Origin of the sequence: Enterobacter sp. PL1 (assembly GCF_945957325.1) — a bacterium.
Taxonomy (GTDB): Bacteria; Pseudomonadota; Gammaproteobacteria; order Enterobacterales; family Enterobacteriaceae; genus Enterobacter; species Enterobacter roggenkampii.
On the sequence record NZ_CAMFKT010000044.1, the window covers coordinates 1 to 16,925 of the forward strand.

14 protein-coding genes and 2 pseudogenes are annotated in these 16,925 nt (G+C 51.8%); all 16 read right to left on the reverse strand.

The window, feature by feature from the left end:
• Positions 1–134: pseudogene (locus tag N6P30_RS24595) on the reverse strand (GIY-YIG nuclease family protein); the annotation flags it as partial.
• Between the two features lie 78 nt (positions 135–212).
• A complete protein-coding gene (locus N6P30_RS24695; RefSeq protein WP_071788904.1) occupies positions 213–617 on the reverse strand; it encodes a hypothetical protein in 405 nt (134 codons plus the stop codon).
• Positions 618–730: 113 nt separating this feature from the next.
• Positions 731–1,201 carry a hypothetical protein gene (locus N6P30_RS23165; protein ID WP_023294208.1) on the reverse strand — a complete coding sequence of 157 codons (471 nt, stop codon included), beginning with the start codon at positions 1,199–1,201 and terminating at the stop codon, positions 731–733.
• Between the two features lie 14 nt (positions 1,202–1,215).
• Positions 1,216–1,668 carry a type VI secretion system baseplate subunit TssE gene (gene tssE, locus N6P30_RS23170; protein ID WP_023294209.1) on the reverse strand — a complete coding sequence of 151 codons (453 nt, stop codon included), beginning with the start codon at positions 1,666–1,668 and terminating at the stop codon, positions 1,216–1,218.
• A gap of 634 nt (positions 1,669–2,302) precedes the next feature.
• Positions 2,303–2,551 (reverse strand): annotated as a pseudogene (locus N6P30_RS23175) (type VI secretion lipoprotein TssJ); the annotation flags it as partial.
• 284 nt (positions 2,552–2,835) lie between these two features.
• Complete coding sequence (locus tag N6P30_RS23180) at positions 2,836–3,198, reverse strand: DUF6201 family protein (protein ID WP_008502625.1); 363 nt, start codon at positions 3,196–3,198, stop codon at positions 2,836–2,838.
• Positions 3,199–4,068, reverse strand: coding sequence for a DUF6402 family protein (locus tag N6P30_RS23185; protein WP_023294211.1), 870 nt, complete (start codon positions 4,066–4,068; stop codon positions 3,199–3,201).
• Entirely contained in the window at positions 4,068–6,539 is a 2,472-nt protein-coding gene (locus N6P30_RS23190) for a type VI secretion system Vgr family protein (RefSeq protein WP_023294212.1), read from the reverse strand. The genes N6P30_RS23185 and N6P30_RS23190 overlap by 1 nt, the downstream gene beginning before the upstream one ends.
• Positions 6,540–6,543: 4 nt before the next feature.
• Entirely contained in the window at positions 6,544–7,068 is a 525-nt protein-coding gene (tssJ, locus tag N6P30_RS23195) for a type VI secretion system lipoprotein TssJ (protein ID WP_021241761.1), read from the reverse strand.
• Positions 7,069–7,103: 35 nt separating this feature from the next.
• The gene (tssG, locus tag N6P30_RS23200; protein WP_021241762.1) at positions 7,104–8,186 is read right to left on the reverse strand and encodes a type VI secretion system baseplate subunit TssG; all 1,083 of its coding nucleotides are present in this window, start codon (positions 8,184–8,186) and stop codon (positions 7,104–7,106) included.
• Complete coding sequence (tssF, locus tag N6P30_RS23205) at positions 8,150–9,919, reverse strand: type VI secretion system baseplate subunit TssF (RefSeq protein WP_023294213.1); 1,770 nt, start codon at positions 9,917–9,919, stop codon at positions 8,150–8,152. Before tssF ends, tssG begins: the two co-directional genes overlap by 37 nt.
• Before the next feature lie 33 nt (positions 9,920–9,952).
• Positions 9,953–11,560 carry a type VI secretion system protein TssA gene (gene tssA / locus N6P30_RS23210; protein ID WP_058673294.1) on the reverse strand — a complete coding sequence of 536 codons (1,608 nt, stop codon included), beginning with the start codon at positions 11,558–11,560 and terminating at the stop codon, positions 9,953–9,955.
• A 54-nt stretch (positions 11,561–11,614) separates the two neighbouring features.
• Positions 11,615–14,986 (reverse strand): ImcF-related family protein, encoded by a 3,372-nt coding sequence (locus tag N6P30_RS23215; RefSeq protein WP_023294215.1) that lies wholly within the window; start codon positions 14,984–14,986, stop codon positions 11,615–11,617.
• The gene (locus N6P30_RS23220; RefSeq protein WP_023294216.1) at positions 14,979–16,187 is read right to left on the reverse strand and encodes a hypothetical protein; all 1,209 of its coding nucleotides are present in this window, start codon (positions 16,185–16,187) and stop codon (positions 14,979–14,981) included. The genes N6P30_RS23215 and N6P30_RS23220 overlap by 8 nt, the downstream gene beginning before the upstream one ends.
• Before the next feature lie 2 nt (positions 16,188–16,189).
• Positions 16,190–16,453, reverse strand: a complete 264-nt coding sequence (locus N6P30_RS23225; RefSeq protein ID WP_021241767.1) for a PAAR domain-containing protein — start codon at positions 16,451–16,453, stop codon at positions 16,190–16,192.
• A gap of 62 nt (positions 16,454–16,515) precedes the next feature.
• Positions 16,516–16,815, reverse strand: coding sequence for a lysozyme inhibitor LprI family protein (locus N6P30_RS23230; RefSeq protein WP_084832572.1), 300 nt, complete (start codon positions 16,813–16,815; stop codon positions 16,516–16,518).
• Between the last annotated feature and the right edge of the window lie 110 nt (positions 16,816–16,925).

Genomic DNA, 16,925 nt, shown 5'->3' on the forward strand with positions numbered 1-16,925 from the left:
TTAGACACAGACTCGATAAATCGCTCATTAAAATTTATTAATGCTCTTACCGTGACATAAATACCCCAGGCAATTACACCGATAACAACCAAAATAATTCCTGCGGCATTGTCATCTTTTTTCCTTCGTGCCATATGTTATTTATTTCCTTGTTTCATATAAATCTGATTATTTAATCTTTAAAACAAATAGGGCATCTTTGCTATATCTTATTAATATTGACTCCCTGAGCAAATCGGTAAATGGGTATATCCGGGTTTGTTGGCCATATAGAGGGGTACGCATGTTGGCTGTCGGGCTTTTGTGCTGGCCGGTTCGTCGTTTTCTGTCACGCGTTGCTGTTTCTGCTTTTTCGCAGTGGTTATCTTTTTCATCTGCTTTTTTCGGGAGGAAGTTGATGGTGTTAAACGATTGCTGCCTTCTGAGGGACTATACCCGCAACAGAATCGTTTCGACTGACTCAAAGTCCCGTCGTTACAGACAAAGCGTCCATCCGATGTGCAGTGCGCTATACCTCCTTTTGAACCTGAGCAAGGCTGCCTTCCGCGTGCCGCATCGGCCTGTGTTGTCAAAATAATTCCTGAGACCAAAAGGAAGATTAATTCTCTCTTTTTCATACTCGTTACTTACTCTGTTATTTTGGAGTTCCGCTTCCCGCTAGTTTTGTTATTTCTTCTGATGAGAACGGAATAGCTAACAGCCCCAAAAATTATTACTCATTCCGTTTTCGCTATGAAAGAAGCGCGATAATTAGCCCAAAAAATGTGCTCTCATCAAATTGCTGTCTTGAGCAGGATAAAGCACCAGGCGGAGTAAAGGTCCAGTCACTCACGGTACCTGATCTCATGAATAAACGGCCCAGGGAGGTCATATGCCCTCCCTCATGGAAAATTGCCTCTACGCACCCAGTCACCCCCTTACCATACAGAAATACCGGCGTAAACTTTACGACCCGGCCATCGTAACGAAGAACGATACCTGAAATTTCAAAAGTGCCGTCCACCACCAGCAGGTCCGAGACGAATGCTGTGTACGGTTCTATATTAAGTCCGGTCCCCACCAGCCACGCATCCATCTGCTCCTGAAGCTTTACCATTCGCAGGCGAAACTCTGCAATATCGGCCTGACTCTTACTGACAACAGGAACAGGTGCGGGTTGTCTGGCCTGTAGTTTTTTCATAAATTGTGATTTTGCTGACATGGTATTACCTGATATTAATGAGGGGTTACTGAGCCCAGAAGCTGCTGGTTCTTAAGATGTCGCAGCATAACGCGACCTTCGGGCATAAACTGGGTTCCATACCGTACAAGCCCAATACCTCTCAATTCAGCATCAATGGCGTAGCGGAGTTCACCGGGCACTTGCTGTTCGAGTAAAGTGACATTCAGAGACTGCACACGGGGTTCATACTTAAGCAAGACACCAGCCAGCGTATCGATTAGCTCATGGGCAGTTCCAGGCATTCCTTGCAGGATTTTAGTCATATCGGGCAAACCATAATCTGGTAAATGGCTTACGGTTCCAGTACGGGCATTTAAAATACGCTGGATATTATCCAGTACTGATAAAATGACCTGGTCTTCTTCGTTTACAACTTCAAGGGAAAGCTCCCCTGTAAAGTTGCCAGTAAGAATTTCATATAAAGATGGGGATTTTCTGTCTGGCATTTTGACCTCAGGAAACTTGCTGAAATGGTTGATTTCTATTGTCAATTAATGTTGAAGACTTCATGTGTTGTCCTCTATCATTTCAATTATTACGGATTTTGCACCCAGTAGAGTCCAGCCTGAAAATCCGCTGTCAGATGGATTAAGAAAGTCGGTACCTGACCATTCAGGTGCAACTAAATCAGAGAACTGATAGTCCCAAAAATATCAAGCTGAATTTTTTATTTTTTCTCCAGCCTTATCATACAGGGCGAAAAATGATTGATTTGAAAATAGACGCAATACCCGCCCCACCCCGCCAAAAGGCTTGAAGTTAAGAATGTAAGTGATGGCATAGCAAGTGTTGTTCTCATTCCACATTTTTCACCAGGTGTGGTTTAAATATAAGCCAGCATCTTTATAGAAAAAAGGATAAGAAATAATAATAAAATACATTAGAGCATCATGTTTAAGATCGATTTAATTGCCCTGCGCACGTTTATTCATCCTCGTCATGAACTCTTCATTGTATAGTCATGAAGTTAAGCCTATGGAATTAATGAATTAAAGAAATGATTCGGCTACACCACTTTTTATGTTGAGAGGAAATCGAGTACCCATCCACACAATTACCTATGTAATTGATTGATAAGAAATCATCTCCAGTTAACTCGCCTGGGAAGAAAACGGCATCAACTGCTTTACGATCCCTGAGCTGATAAATCCGTACCATTGTCGCCAGCGGCGTCTGTGCGCCATCAGCGTTAATGGCCGTACGCGGGGTAAAATCAAGATGCAGCGTTTTGATTTTCTTGTAGAAGATGGATTTCGTGATGCTGACCGTACCGTCCGTAACGGTCTGAGTCAGACCGCAGCCAGCGAGCAAACCACAGGCAATAAGCATCAGCGCCCGCCAGCGAGCTATATTTAAAGTGAATACTAACTATAATTAACAGAAAAGATTCGCAACATGGGGAAAAATAATTACGGATTATGTTATTAAAATCACTAATTAATGGCCCGCAATATATACCCAACAAACCTCAAAATGCATGAGCGACTCATCGCTAAGCCCGGAACAACTCGACTGATAAGCCATCTCACCATGCAACTTCAAGTTAATCGAGTATAAACATTACAGAAAATAGCATTTAAATAAGCATCAAAGTAAAAATATAACACATGGATTTATTTTAAAACAAATCCGTCATAGCCTAATTCACCAGGAAAAAGAAGTTCTTTATCCTTACCGTACAAAAATTCAATGGAGTCATATGCCGCAATTTCAGACATACCGTAAAATAGTGAAGGCTTAAATATCACACCCCCATTAGAATCATATAAAACAAAATAGTAATCTTCATCTTTCAGGTATTTATAAAGTGATAACGGAGATATTATTTTAGCATGATATATATTTACCTTATATTGTTTATCAGGACTGACTATATCAAACACCTTTGTTTTTTCATTGATAAACAAAGTAGAAGGCAAAAATGCCCAAATGATCAGCAATAAAAAAAATGCAAGATATATTTTTTTGATTTTCATTTACAGAGGAATTTCCTTGTCAGTTTCTCTCGGCGAGACCCATAATACATCAGAAAAAACAATGTAATCACCACCTGAATCATGTTTTTTTTGCCACTTCCGGAAGTCTTTGTTAAAAATCGGCACAAATCCTGAAAAACTCCTCACCAGATGCCCCCAAAAACCAGATAAGTAAGTGGACATGTAAATGCCAGTTTCTTCCTTGTTTAGTATACGGTTTTTACTCCAAACTCCTAAAGGCTCTGATGAATTTCCTTCATCAACGAAATCATAAGTATCCTTGAGGTAAAAGCCCAACTTATCTACAATAAAAAATACTTTTCCCTCCCTGACTTGCGTCATTCCACGAACACATACTTTAAGATTCGAATTTCCCATTGCACCATACCAATCGTTTACCGTATCAAATTTACTTCCTATGGTTATTAGATTTACTTGGGATGTGTTATCCAATTCCATAACATCGTCAGTATACCCAAGAAATATCGCACCTTTATTAAAATCACCTTTATTTTGAAGCAATTTTCTTAATCGAGCAATACCTTTCATACTTTTCCAACGACCAGTAAGCTCTTCAATCCCAGCGCTAACCTGCTCAAATTTAAGTGCCCATGACATTTTGACTATTTCAGTACTAACTTGAGTTGATGGTAAGTTTCTTGCATCTTCATCTAATTTTTTTCTTTTACTTTCAGTAGTAAAAATAAATGCTGGTGAAATTTCAAACCAATGCTCCATTAACTTAGGAGCCATTTCCCATCCCATTTCTCTCATCGCGTCAGGGATCATATCAATATGGAAGAAGTCTACACTGACTTTCTTTTCCTGCTGCTCCGGTTCTTTTGTGGTAGTCGTTGATGAAACTGCCATTACCTTGTCCCCGCTCTGATCTGGAAAACATAGTCCAGGTTTACGTTTTCTTCGGTATCTGAATTTATTGCATGCGTCAGAGCTGAATCAGTTCTTCCTACCACTGTACCGGTAGATGTCTGTAATTGATATGCAAATTCCATATCTTCAGAACCTGTTAAGGAATCCAGGACCCTGAAACACGCTGTATTTGGACCACATGATAAATTTGGTAATGGAGCGGGCATTTCAGCAGTTCCCTGCCCCAGGGTACTGCTTCCCGCCGCCATAGTCCGCTTCACTTTGCGCATATACATCGCCGTCGTACCATACTCCACCTTTCCCGCCTCCAGCCGCAGGTAGCTTCCGCCCCCAATCAGCGTGATGCGTTTTTTCCCGGCGAAGGAGATGTCACTCGCTGAACTCAGCGTCAGCTTCTGCTCCGCAAAGAGTCGCAGGCTGGCGTTCTGCGCCTGGACATCCACCGGCCCTTCCGATGCCTTCAGGTTCAGTTGCCCCTCCCGCGCAAACAGCCCCAGCTTTTCGCCTGCCAGCACCGTCATGTTACCCATTGTTCCGATGCTGATATCCCCGCCCGCATTAATGGCGACGTTCTTCGCGGCCGTCATCTGCAGGTGCTCCCCGCTGGTCAGGGCCATCCCTTCCGGAGCGGACATCAGCAGCGCCTCATTAAGCGGCTTCAGCCGCTGCTCAAACATCTTTATCTGGCTGTCGACATCCGCCTTCAGCGCCTGTGACTGCTCTGCCGCGATTTCCAGCTGCTGCAGTTGCTGATTCAGCCGGTCGATTTCCTTCAGTGCAGCGCTCATATCCAGTGCGTCACCCTGCGCTTTCGCCTGCGCATCCGCGCTGACAAACAGTCCTTTACCGGCACGTATCGTGCCCCACTCATCGGTGCGCAGCTCTGAGCCTGTGCCGCGACGCTGCCCCTGGCTGTCCACCAGATGCCCGCTGTTGAGCTGCGTTTTCCCGTATTCCGTGGCGAGCTTGATATGCTCCTCGCCGCGCTTATCCTCCATCCGCAGCTTGTTGTTCGCCGGGGTGCGCAGCACGTTGCGGGTGTGGTTGTCGCGGGAGACAGGGTCCGGATGTTCAGAATCGTGCAGGGCATATGCGATATACGGCAGGTCAATATCACCGTTGCTGTACGCTATCGCCACTTCGGTCCCGTCGGTGAGCGGTGTGTGCCACCCCAGCGTGTCTCCGGCATAAGGCTTTGCCATCCGCAGCCACAGATAGCCGTAACCCGGCTCTGTCCCTTCCCGGTCGAAGTCCAGTTTTACCCGGTAGCGCCCCTGCTCATCCAGGTGGGCGTAAATGTCGTTCTTCTCCCGGCTCTCAATCCGCGCCGGAAGCGTGCCGTGGATTTCCGGGCGCGGGATGTCCGCCGGGCGGAAACAGTAACGCTCGGTGTAGGGCATGCCCCACACCGACACGTGCAGGCGGGAATCACGGGCTCCCCGGAAGGCCACAAGCGTGAGGACAACACCCTCTTTCAGGGCCGTAATGACATCGCCCTGTGGCTCCAGCACCTGCCCGGGCGTGAGGTGGGCAGCATTGCTGAACAGGTGGATGCGGGCTGATTTATTCAGTTCCCGCTCGTGATGGATGCGGGCATAAAAGGCGCCGGATTCGGTTTCCGGCTCAGGGCCGGTGTCGTCACCTGCGTCACGGTAAGGCGCTGCGTAGCGGTAATGTTCCCCGGTGGTGACCGCATCGTTACGCACGCTGACCGTCGCATCCATCGGCGTGGAGGCAGTCCGGTAGTTGTAATCCCGCGTGGCGACAGAGCCGGTGGCAACCCTGTGCCAGGTCCGCACATCCCAGACCGATTCTGCCGCGCCGTCAAACAGGCCTGATGGCTCGCTGTAAGGCAGGCGCACGTCAAACCGGTAGTTAAGCTGGCTGTCGGCAAATATGTACGTATCCAGACCACGCACGTCGTCCATCTCCGTACGCCAGTAAATGCCCACCTCGGACAGAATGCGCCGGATAAACTCCAGGTCCGTTTCACGCCACTGGGTGATAATTTCACGCGGCGGGTAGGTCCGCTCCAGTCTGAAGTCAAAATCAGGTCCCTCCAGCCCGTGTTTGCGCAGCACCTGCTCCACCACCTCCGGAACGGACTGGTTCTGAAACACGGCGCACTGCCGGGTGTATCCCAGCAGCGCCAGGCGGGAACTGAGCGTAAGCCGGTAGTGAGACTGGTCTTTTGAGGTGGAGAGCCATTCCAGGCGGGTCACCCTGCCGTGAACACTTTTACCGCTCCGCATCCGGAAGGTGGCATATTTCATCAGCACCTGTTCCGGGGGGATGTGCGCCTGCAGGCAGGTGAACTCAATATCCCACCGGAACGGCTCACTCAGGGCTTCCCTTCCGTAAAAGCGCAGAACATCCGGCTTCACTGAACTGTCATTGATATCCAGAAAATATCGGGTCTGTCCGTCAAAAAGCGCTAACCAGTTATCCATCACGTCATTCCTTTACCGGCACAAGGCTGAGCCAACCATCACCCAGTTCAATCGTGCGGGGTTTGTCCGGGTCGAGGTCATCACGGGTCAGCACCAGACGCCAGCGGTTGTCCTTCTGATCCGGCCGGTTAAACAACCCCACCACCGCCACGAACTGAGTGTCCTCATCCATGGGCATATTGAGCGTCACGCTGCCTTCGGGCATCACCAGCAGCTCTTTTGATGCCAGCACGTCGTCCTTAAGTACCGTATCGGCCTTGCGCAGCAGCGTCTGGTAATCAGCGGCATCAACCGCCTTACGATCCCGGAGCTGATAAACCCGCACCATGGTCGCCAGCGGCGTCTGTGCGCCATCGGCGTTGATGGCCTTGCGCGGGGTAAAATCCAGATGCAGTGTTTTAATTTTCTTGTAGAAGATGGATTTCGTGATGCTGACCGTACCGTCCGTAACGGTCTGAGTCAGACCGCAGCCAGCGAGCAGGCTACAGGCAATAAGCGTCAACGCCCAACAGCGGGTTACTGTTGCCATTCAAAAATTCCTTAATTGAAAGTGGGAATACGTGATTAGTCGAAGCGATAATGTCCGTCTTCAGCGGGGGAGAAAGCAGAACATTGCAACCCTTCATAGCGGCCCAGACTGACGGTCAGAGTTTCCCGGTCATTGCTGAGCTTGCCTTCTTTGAGACCCAGTAAACCGGTCCGGCCCAGCTGGATACGCCTGCCTTTACCAAGGCGCGGTTCAGGCAACAGCCGCACGGGTACCGTGAGGCGCAGTCGGGCATCACTTCGGTAGCCGAGATAGACGCGCAGCAGGACCAGTAAATCGGTATGGAGGATGCCACCGGGTAACCAGCCTTCGGCTTCGCCGGGATCTTCCGTGACCAGTGTCACCAGCACTCTGCTACAGGCTTCCCTGCCCGTTTTACCCAGCGTGGCCCGCTGAGAAAGACGGATGCGGTTCCCTGCACCCAGCCCGCTACGGTTATCGATATGGACCTTCACCGGATCCGGTTCGGTGATAATTGCCCGGGTATTCGGTGCCAGCAGGCTCACCAGGGCCCGGATGCCTTCTGCATTGCGGGTGGGTAATCGCATGGTGCCCAGCAGGGCCAGAAAGCGGGAAACCGGCGTCGCCACCTGCTCAGCCGTTCCCGGTATACCGAGTCCCACCAGCCCCAGCAGACACTGAGATGTGGCATCGCGGCCACCTGCCTCGAAGGTGGCCGGATAGGCGTATTTTCGCCAGATCCGGTAATACTGGGTGGTGATGCGGTGGCTGAAAATATCCAGAAACGAGGTGACCGCCTCGTGCCCTTCGCGGCGCTGCGCAATGTCGTCCAGATAGGACGTTGGCAGAGGGGAGTCCACGCCATACATTCCCAAAAATGTCGTACGGACCGTTGGGGGCAATGTCGGGTTGTCTTCGTCGATCTCCACCGCTTTCAGGGTACTGACCGGGAATCCCATACCAGGCCAGGGCCTGAATCGTACCGGATCGTTGGCCGGATGGCTGGTGGTGCCCAGTTTCGGCGCATCCGGATTTTCCTGCTCCAGCAGTTGGCAGAAACGATAGAAATTGGCCCGCCAGATATCTTTGTTAAGGGCTAACGTCAGCCCGGTACGTGCTGGCTGTGATTCTCGCGCCATCTCAGTCGTTTTCCTGTCGGTAGCAGTACCAGCGTGAGCTGGTTAAAGAGGTGAACATCGGCATAGAGCGCGAAGAACCGGTGCAGCATCTCCCCAAAGAGATTCACATCCCCCTCGCCTGCAAAATTGTCCATATTCAGCGTGACCTCAATATCCACACCCCGGAGCATAAAGCCCTTCTCAAAACGGCGGATCAGGGTGTGCTTCACGGCAACTATCGCTTCAAGACGACGGCGGTTCATCTCATCGTCAGTCCAGTCATAGAGCGCCAGCGTTCCCCGCAGGACCTCCGGATTGTCCATCATACTGAGGAAGTTTGAGCCGAGATGGCTCATCACCCGCCAGTGGAAGCGATCGTTTGCCGGGGGGTACAGCGGCATCGTTGGTGCTGTGACATTCAGGACCCTGACGGGCACTTTGCCGGTTTTGACCACCCTGTCCAGCAACGTACTTTCCAGTGCTTTGCGCGGAAGCTGGCCGTTGGTGCCGGTTATTCGCATCGAGAGGGACTCCGGTTTATCGGACAGCTGCTCCAGTTCGAACGAGCGGCCCCCGAGAATTAACCAGGTGTCATACAGGCCCGAGGGGCCGCGTTTCACGCGGGTGTGGTAATAACGTTCAGGGGCATCGTGGCGCATCATACCGCCCCGGTGCCGGAAACTGGTAAAGGGCACATAGGGGTGTTTGCCATTCTTCACCGCGCCGTGGATGTTATCGACGCTATAAATCTCTGTGTGACCATCCTGAAGACGCAGCGGCCTGAGCAAATATTCGTTTTCCAGCGGGTTAAGCGTCAGCGGGTCGGCTTCAAGGGTAAAGAGATTGATGACCGGCGCACAGTGCAGCCGGAAGTTTTCTGTCTCAAAAGGCAGATCGGATGACCAGGCTTCACTGAGCACAATGTCGATTTCAAACCAGGTGCTGGCCTCAGTGAGCCCGATGGAGTCGAGGCCGCGTAGATCAACAAACATAAATTTAGGACGGAAGCTGAAATACTCCAGCAGCAACTGGTAACCGCTGAAGGCGGTATCGGCTTTCTTCCACAGGCCATCATTGTCATCAAAGCCCATGGGTTTACACCAGCCGTCAAACTGATGGCGTTCGGTGTACGTCCCGGCATGACGGGCATACATGGCATGTACACGACGGGTCATTGCCAGATGCAGCGCCGAGCTAATTGGACTCTCCGCATTAAGAAAAATGGCGACTTTGTCGATTTCGGCTTTACTCCAGTCCACTTTTTCAGGGCATTCGAAGCGCAGACGAATAGCGGAGCGGCCATCGGTTTCCGTATGCAGGCGGGCGTCCGCAAGGTGCAGTGGTTGCAGGGGAACGTCGCGGGTCGTCCGATACTGACAGGCTGTTTTATGCGGCCCGACAGGACGTGAAAGAATGGAGAAGCCTTCCGCGAGCATTTCGGCCTGACGCAGACTACGCCAGTCAGGGGAGAACTCAACGATGGCCAGCGACGGGATAGTCCGCATATAGTGCGGCCACAGCAGACTCACCAGCCCTTCGGTGAGCTCCGGCAGATCGTCATCCAGCTTTTCACGCAAACGGCCCATCAGGAAGGCAAAACCTTCAAACAGGCGTTCCACGTAGGGATCGCGGGCGCCGGGTTTATCCAGATTAAGCATTGCTGCCCGATCCGGATGGGCACGGGCAAACTCTTTACCGGCTTCTCGCAGGTAACGCATCTCTGCTTCGTAATAGCGCAGGGTTAAATCATCCATGCACGGCATTCCTGAAAATTATTAAAGAAAACATTAGACACAGAGCACCATGGCACGGGCTGGGTCAATGGCAATAAGTCCGGCAAGTAAGGACTCCATCTCAGGCATCAGACGGGATTTATCAGATTCGCTGCGACCGGCTTTCATACGTAGCAGCTTCAGGCGACGGGCCTGAACTTCAAACAACAGAGTGGGCTCCCAGTCTTCAAGCGTCAGCTGTGGTGCACTGGTGGTCAGTTCGCCAAGCAGATGAAGCGCCATTTCGTTTCGGCCATACTGCTCTGTCACACGGGCCATCAGCAGACGTATCAGCCAGCGATGGCGTGGTGTGTCCATCCCCGGTCGGGACTGAAGCCAGGCAAGCGCCGCTTCGGGCCCTTCCGTGTCTCCCTTTTCCATGGCTTCGGACTCAAGGAGCAGCACATCATCAGCTTGACCATTAACGACGTTAGCGGGTTCATCACCGTAGATCCGGCCTTCTTCATTCACTTTTTCAGCAATCCAGGCGGTGGTAACTTCGTCGGCAAAAGGGGTACCATCATTCCATGCCAGCCCTTCAAGACCCGGGAGGCGTATAAGCAGCAGCCGCAGATCGAACAGGACGGAGTCTGTCCAGGCATCCCAGGGATGACCGGCATGGCTGAGCCCCTGCCAGAGGTACCACTGAAGATCGAGCCAGAAATGGTTGACCCCTTCGCAATACATCTGGCTGGCCTGCTCAACCAGCTCAGTCCAGTTTTTCTGAAGATATAGCCGTTTGAGCTGCGCGCGATACTCAGGTTTTGGGGGGATCAAGCGGGTACGTCCGCTACTGTCCAGCGGAGGAAGCTGATCGACCGTATCCCACCGCACGGTTTTTATCAGCCGGTGGGAGGCAAGCCACCCCAGCGGTTGCTCACTCAACCAGCGGGAAAGTAGCTTTGCCTGGTCGAGTAAATCGCGGCCTGATTTCACGGCTGAAAGCTTCGGTGAATCCGAGTGGGCAGCTTCACGCCCGTGCTCCTGAGCACTACTGTTCTGGGGGACCAGAGCTTCCATACCACCTGAACGTGCAAGGCGGTTTTCAAGTGCGGTACAAAACCCTGCAAAAGACGGTTTTTCAGCTTCCGACCAGTCGGACACGGCGGATTGAATCAGGTTTATGGCACCAACCGTCAAACCAGCATCATTGCTGTCCACCTCAGGCCATAACTGCAGGGCATCAATAATTTTTGCACTGTTGAGCCACTCCAGAGCAGCTTTACGGGCCACCGGGCGTCGTGGATGACATGCCTGTCCGTAGCGGATCAGCATCGCGGCAAGAAGCAGTAAACCTTCGGACAGCCCTTTTTCACCGTCGCGGCTGAGTCGGGCCAGCACGTACCAGGTCACCACACGAATATCTTTGGCACATTCACAAAGACACTTCGGGGCCAGGTCACACAACAGAGCCGAATCTGTACCTGAAAGTTTATTAATCTCTTCACGCATCAGCTGAAAATTATCGTCGTATGCGGGATCGTCTCCGGTTGCATTTTCTGGATTGATTGGTTTTAGCCAGTTATCCCAGAGTGGCAGGGCATCATGTGCCCGGGAGATGAGACGCTGCCTTTCTTCCTTGCTTGTGGCACAGGTGGTTAACAAATCTTCCGATGAACTCATTCTTTTTCCCGTTTTTAATCTCTTTCATAAATCTCACGACAGTTTTTGATCTCGTCACTGAAGCTCTTCTTCGTCAGCAGCGACGCTGAAAATACTGTCGGGCAGCGTGAATCCCTGGAGCTTCAGTAACGCAAGCGGACCATCACCTAACTCACTGCGCATCACAAACTTCAGCGGATTCCCGTCGGGCGTGATCCACACCAGTTGCGTGCGGCTCGCATCAAGAGGCGTAATAAGGGCTTTATCCAGCAGGCGAATGAGCCCCCAGTTACCCTGGTTACTGGCATAGAGTTGCATGCCACTGTTGACGCTGCGCCAGCTTAAATTTACGCCCGGATAATATGTGTTTCCCGGCCAGGTAAAACTCTGCCAGCTTTCCGTCTGATTGAAGTAGTCAAGATTCTGCTCATCAAGAGTCAACTGCACTCTGGCAACATCCCGTGAAGGACGCGCCATCAGCTCGAAGTGAACACCCGCATCACCCTGCGAGAATACGATATCGGACAGTTCCGCCAGCTGATTTATCGCCAGAAGGAAATCCGGACTGACAACCATCCCCTGACTTGCGGAAGGGTCAACGACCCAGCGGTTTCCTTCCTGGTGGAGGATCCCGCCGAGATTCGTTTTCAGGAAGGTCGTGATTCGACCCGAGTCGCTACGCAGGAACTGAGCCAGTAGCGGCAGGGAAGCATCGCTGCCGGTGGCTTTAAACGGGTACCGTCCCGCAAAGGCCTTATTCCACTGATCGACAATGGTCGTCTGCCAGCGGGCATTGAGGCTACCCGCAGCCGGGGCAAGTACCTGCCGCCAGGCCAGATCCAGCGGCTGCACAAATAACGACTGACCAAATCCATTCCACTCCTGCCCCAGGCTTGCCGCAACCAGACTGCCGTAATCGCGGGTATCGGTCAGATCGATGGCTTTGCCCTGGAACACGGTCTGGGCCAGCATCTGCGACATAGCCTGCGGATCCGGGGCACTGGTGACCTGCTGAAGCTTCAGCCGCACCTGGGTAACGCGGGCCAGCCAGGACTGGAAGCTGAGGTTACCGTTGGTACCGGTGCCCTCTTTACCTTCCATCAGCCCCATTAGCGGACCGAACACTCCATCAAGCGGACCTTCAGGGCCCTGAGCCTGCTCTATAAATTGTTTTGCATTTTTTTTCTGACCAATTAGCTTTTTCGCTGAGTCCACTATCGAGTCGGCCAGCGCCTCACCCTTCTGCCCCGTTTTTCCCTGCCAGGCCAGCGTGTTCATCAGTGCCACCAGCGGGGACTGGCGGACATCGCCTATCAGACTGAGCTGGGCAATCGCTTCGGAAAGTGACGTAGCCTCCTGCCACTGTATGCTATTGACCATATTCAGCCAGGCATTACCAAAATCGGTAAAATAGCGTTCAGTCAGGCGGGCCTTCAGCGCCTCCGGGGAGATATCGCTCCCTGTCTGGTGTATCTTATCCGTCAGTACCCAGTCAATTTCATCGCGGCGTGTCTTGACGACCTCGTTAATCGCATCCTGAACCTGCTCTTCCCAGGCCTGACGCGTAAACATACCCGGGACGACTTCGTTAGTGCTGAATACCGTAGTGGCATCGGTGTCGCCGGTCATATCGGCAAGCGTTAAATCAGGCCAGTTGCTGGCCACGCGCTTAAGCATGTCCTGATATAACCCGGATTCAGCGTTCCGCTGGCCAATCTGCTTGAGCAGGATCTGACGGACCGTGCTTATTAATTCAGCGTCAGGCTTAATTTTCCATTCCGGATGAGCCGGGAGGTTCTGAGCATAAAAGCCCAGCAGTTTCGGTGCCAGGTCCTGCCATGTGCCATCCGGCACATTCTGGCGTTTCGGTAAGGCTTTCAGGACGTTTTTTGCCAGCCAGTCTGCGTCTGCTTTGTCAGGACGGGCCAGCATCAGATAACTTTTGAGCACGTCGTAGGTATGCTGTGTGCCCTGCGTTCGGGCATCACTGGCAGGAGGAAGTTGCACAAACGCATTCAGCTGCTGTCTGAGATGGTCTGCTGTGGTATCCCTCATCAGCTGTACGTTATTTTTCGCATACAGTGGCCAGAGTGCGGCCAGCGTATCGCTGTCCTGATTAAGACCAAAACGGGTGTACCATGGAGCGCCGGTCGCCTCACGATGTTGCAGACGGGCAATAGCTTGCTGGAGTACGAGCTGGTTGTGCAGGCGTTCAGCAAGTGGTTTTGCGGTATCCGCTGCCTGCCTCGCCGTTTCCTGTGCCTCATAAATCTGGGTACGGTTAACGATCAGGGACAGCAATGTACCGGTCCCCCACAGGACAATCAGGGAAAGCAGAATAAATCTCAGCATCTTCTGCCAGTCGAAGCCCAGCTTCCTGCCGCTGATGGCATCACAGTCATCAATGACGGCTTTCCATGTCGGTGTGTCGAGGCGCGTGTTCGGTACCGTTCCGGCAACGGCCAGTTCAGGGCTGAACATGACACCGCGTAAACGCCAGGCCGCAGATCCCTGCATCAACCCACTGAGCAAAACAGTCAGACTGGCTTTCAGTTCGTGTTGCAGACGGGAAGATAACTGGAGCAGGGCGTTATGAGCCGGATTATTCAGTATCTGTGCCATACCGGCTTTTTGCAGGCGCTGAGACAGCGTAGTCAATGCCTTATCCGCCTCTTTTATAGTGCCTTCCGGTCCGAATATCACCCCTGTCGCAGCCGTGTCCGCGTCCTGCTGAGCGCCTTTGGCTTTATCAGTCAGCCACAGCCAGACAGGTGCCTGCCAGCCCAGCTGATGATCGGCTTTCTGGCGGCAACGCAAGAAAGCATCCCGTTCGCTATCCGTCGGGAGGGCTGAAGTACTCATCACCTGAATAATGCCATCAACCGGCAGGCCGGATCGCAGACGCTTCAGTTTTGAAAGGAAGATCTCATCCGGGAGTGACTGCGCATCACCGCCATAAATCAGTACGTTGCCGTCACCTTCCTGCCAGAGGTCATGGCACAGACCCGGAGCTGCTTTATGGACGTCGTCCGGGTTGCCCATCACCAGCAGGAGTCGCACCTTACGCTGCCATCGGCGTCCATAGCGAAAGCGCAGGTGTTCGGACACGGCGTCTTCGCTGAAGACCGGTTCGTCGTCATCTTCTTCACTGAGAATGGTGTTCGTCACCGGAGTGATACTCTCAGCCTTTTTCTGGCCCCACTGGAAATACAACCCGGATTTACCGGCGAAGTCGAAAGCCTTTTCTGTCAGCCAGCCGAGTAAAAACATCGCGGCAACCATAATGGCGCAGAATGTGAGTATTCGTTGGCCGTCATACGGTCCGAAGCCGGTGGCTGAGGCCACATTTTCCGGAAAGGCATAAAACAAAAATGCCACGATGGCTGTCAGGAAAAAGGCGACAGTCACAACCGAGCCGATGAGAGTTTTTACTTTTACCTTAGACATTCTTAGGCGATTCCTTGCGAACTTCTTCTTTGGTGATGACGGCGACCCAGATGTCGTCCTTGTCAGCTGCGGGTTGTGCGGCGATAACCTGCGACCCTCGTTGTTCAACGTCAGCATTAGCAAGCGTGATGGCCAGCCATGGAGCAGCATGGCCGGTATATCCCAGCACGGGATCGATACTGGAATTGTCTTCTGAAAGACTAAATTCCACTTCACTCTCTTCGCAGGCATTATTCCAGCCGCTGCCCGACGTCAATGTGGGACCGGAGATCCAGCTTCCTTTGAGTTCATTGGGCAGGGTCTTCGACCAGAGCAGCGCCCGGGTAAGTGTCTTTGTGAGCGTAGTTTCTGTTCCCCTTTCGGGGCGATGAAGGCGAAGCGCATCCGGCCAGGCATGGGCTTTGCGGTTGCTCAATACCACCATTGAGACAGCATCAGCTTCTTCTTCCCGGGGAGACGCCGGTAACGACAGCGTGATGGCAACCAAAATGCCCGGGGTGTCCCATCGCTTGTCCAGCCAGGCATCAAACGCCCCCAGCCCTTTTCCGGCCATCAGGCGAAAAATCCTGCCCGTCTTGAGTGAGAGATCGGCTTTAAGCTGCTCTTCAAACAGGGGATACAAATCGCTATCACAATCCAGCACCAGCCAGCATGGCAGTTCGGGCGGAAGCGGTTTAACTATCCCCTCTACACGCGTGGTCAGTTTATTAACCGCTGCTTTTAGCGCCTTCGTTAAATCTGTCTGATACTCTGGTAATGCCGCGTATCTGACCGGTTTGTCACATCCTCTTGGGCGAGAGAATTCGATAACAGGAGCTGCGACTTTCATTGCCTTCAGCAGGTCATCGGCTTTGTTTCCGGCCGGACTCTGAATATAAGTACCGAGGATCCAGGCGCAGCGTTGACCGCGCAGAATTTCACAGTCAATAAGCGCTTCTCGCTCGACATTTCGGGACTCGGTCCCCACCTGTTCGGCTTTGTAGGCAAACCGGCGTAAGCCGAAAATAAGCCCCCAGGTGCAAAATGGAAGACCCAGCGCGGTGAACCAGAAGACAAAGCCGGTTCGCTCTGACGTCCAGCACCATAGCGTGAGCGCTATGCCCCCCAGCATGACAAACGCGAGGAAGAGCAGCCAACGCCCGGTACTGGGGCGCACTATCTTAGGTGCCTTTTCAGGGATGGCATCCAGCCAGACGGGCATAATCAGGCAACCTTTGCAGCGGAAAATGAACTGATCAATGTGCAACCACAGGCACATTTGTGACCGTGAAAGGCAACCGGGATACCATGATCAAGGTAATCAGGGTTGCCTTCTACGATAGTTGTAGGGCCATGTCCCGGAACCGGGCAGGACACTTTGTCACCTTTACGGGCAACGCCAATACCGCCGAATTTCATCGTTTCTGAGGCGGTCAGTACTGAACCACCGTGGGTGGTTTTATCGCCTTTGCGGATAATCTGGAGCATTAATAAGGACCTCTGCGAGTTAATAATTATCATTAGGTTAAAGTAACTAGCCTCCAGACATATTAATCCTGAATCTGTTCCAGTAAGTCATTTAACTCATTCACTCTTGAAATATTCATGTCCATACGGCATACGCTGTACATTGGCGAACCGATTATAAATCCTTGAACATCACACCAATTTTCACGTGAAGCAATCCAGTTTTTTTGCGCCGACTCGAATTTACTTGTAATGTCAGGTATTCCACGCGCTTTAATTATTCTGTATATTTTCTGGTAAACAATGTTCATGTCTTTCTTTGCGGCGTCTGATGCTTGGTCGGCACAGCCCATTACAACAGAGTTATTTATATCTTGATTCATTTTACGACAATCAGTTTCAATCTTGGAATAGTCGGTTAGTACGGCATGTGAAATGCAAGGGAGTATTAGAAGTAAAGTCAGTGCTTTGTTCTTAATATTCATCTAATTTG

Excerpts from the sequence above, each read along its gene's own strand:
- tssF (WP_023294213.1), bottom strand. The coding sequence starts at position 9,919 with ATGGATGATTTAACCCTGCGCTATTACGAAGCAGAGATGCGTTACCTG.
- N6P30_RS23220 (WP_023294216.1), bottom strand. The coding sequence starts at position 16,187 with ATGCCCGTCTGGCTGGATGCCATCCCTGAAAAGGCACCTAAGATAGTG.
- N6P30_RS23165 (WP_023294208.1), bottom strand. The coding sequence starts at position 1,201 with ATGTCAGCAAAATCACAATTTATGAAAAAACTACAGGCCAGACAACCC.
- tssA (WP_058673294.1), bottom strand. The coding sequence starts at position 11,560 with ATGAGTTCATCGGAAGATTTGTTAACCACCTGTGCCACAAGCAAGGAA.
- tssG (WP_021241762.1), bottom strand. The coding sequence starts at position 8,186 with ATGGCGCGAGAATCACAGCCAGCACGTACCGGGCTGACGTTAGCCCTT.
- N6P30_RS23180 (WP_008502625.1), bottom strand. The coding sequence starts at position 3,198 with ATGAAAATCAAAAAAATATATCTTGCATTTTTTTTATTGCTGATCATT.
- N6P30_RS23190 (WP_023294212.1), bottom strand. The coding sequence starts at position 6,539 with ATGGATAACTGGTTAGCGCTTTTTGACGGACAGACCCGATATTTTCTG.
- N6P30_RS23215 (WP_023294215.1), bottom strand. The coding sequence starts at position 14,986 with ATGTCTAAGGTAAAAGTAAAAACTCTCATCGGCTCGGTTGTGACTGTC.
- tssE (WP_023294209.1), bottom strand. The coding sequence starts at position 1,668 with ATGCCAGACAGAAAATCCCCATCTTTATATGAAATTCTTACTGGCAAC.
- N6P30_RS23185 (WP_023294211.1), bottom strand. The coding sequence starts at position 4,068 with ATGGCAGTTTCATCAACGACTACCACAAAAGAACCGGAGCAGCAGGAA.
- tssJ (WP_021241761.1), bottom strand. The coding sequence starts at position 7,068 with ATGGCAACAGTAACCCGCTGTTGGGCGTTGACGCTTATTGCCTGTAGC.
- N6P30_RS24695 (WP_071788904.1), bottom strand. The coding sequence starts at position 617 with ATGAAAAAGAGAGAATTAATCTTCCTTTTGGTCTCAGGAATTATTTTG.
- N6P30_RS23230 (WP_084832572.1), bottom strand. The coding sequence starts at position 16,815 with ATGAATCAAGATATAAATAACTCTGTTGTAATGGGCTGTGCCGACCAA.
- N6P30_RS23225 (WP_021241767.1), bottom strand. The coding sequence starts at position 16,453 with ATGCTCCAGATTATCCGCAAAGGCGATAAAACCACCCACGGTGGTTCA.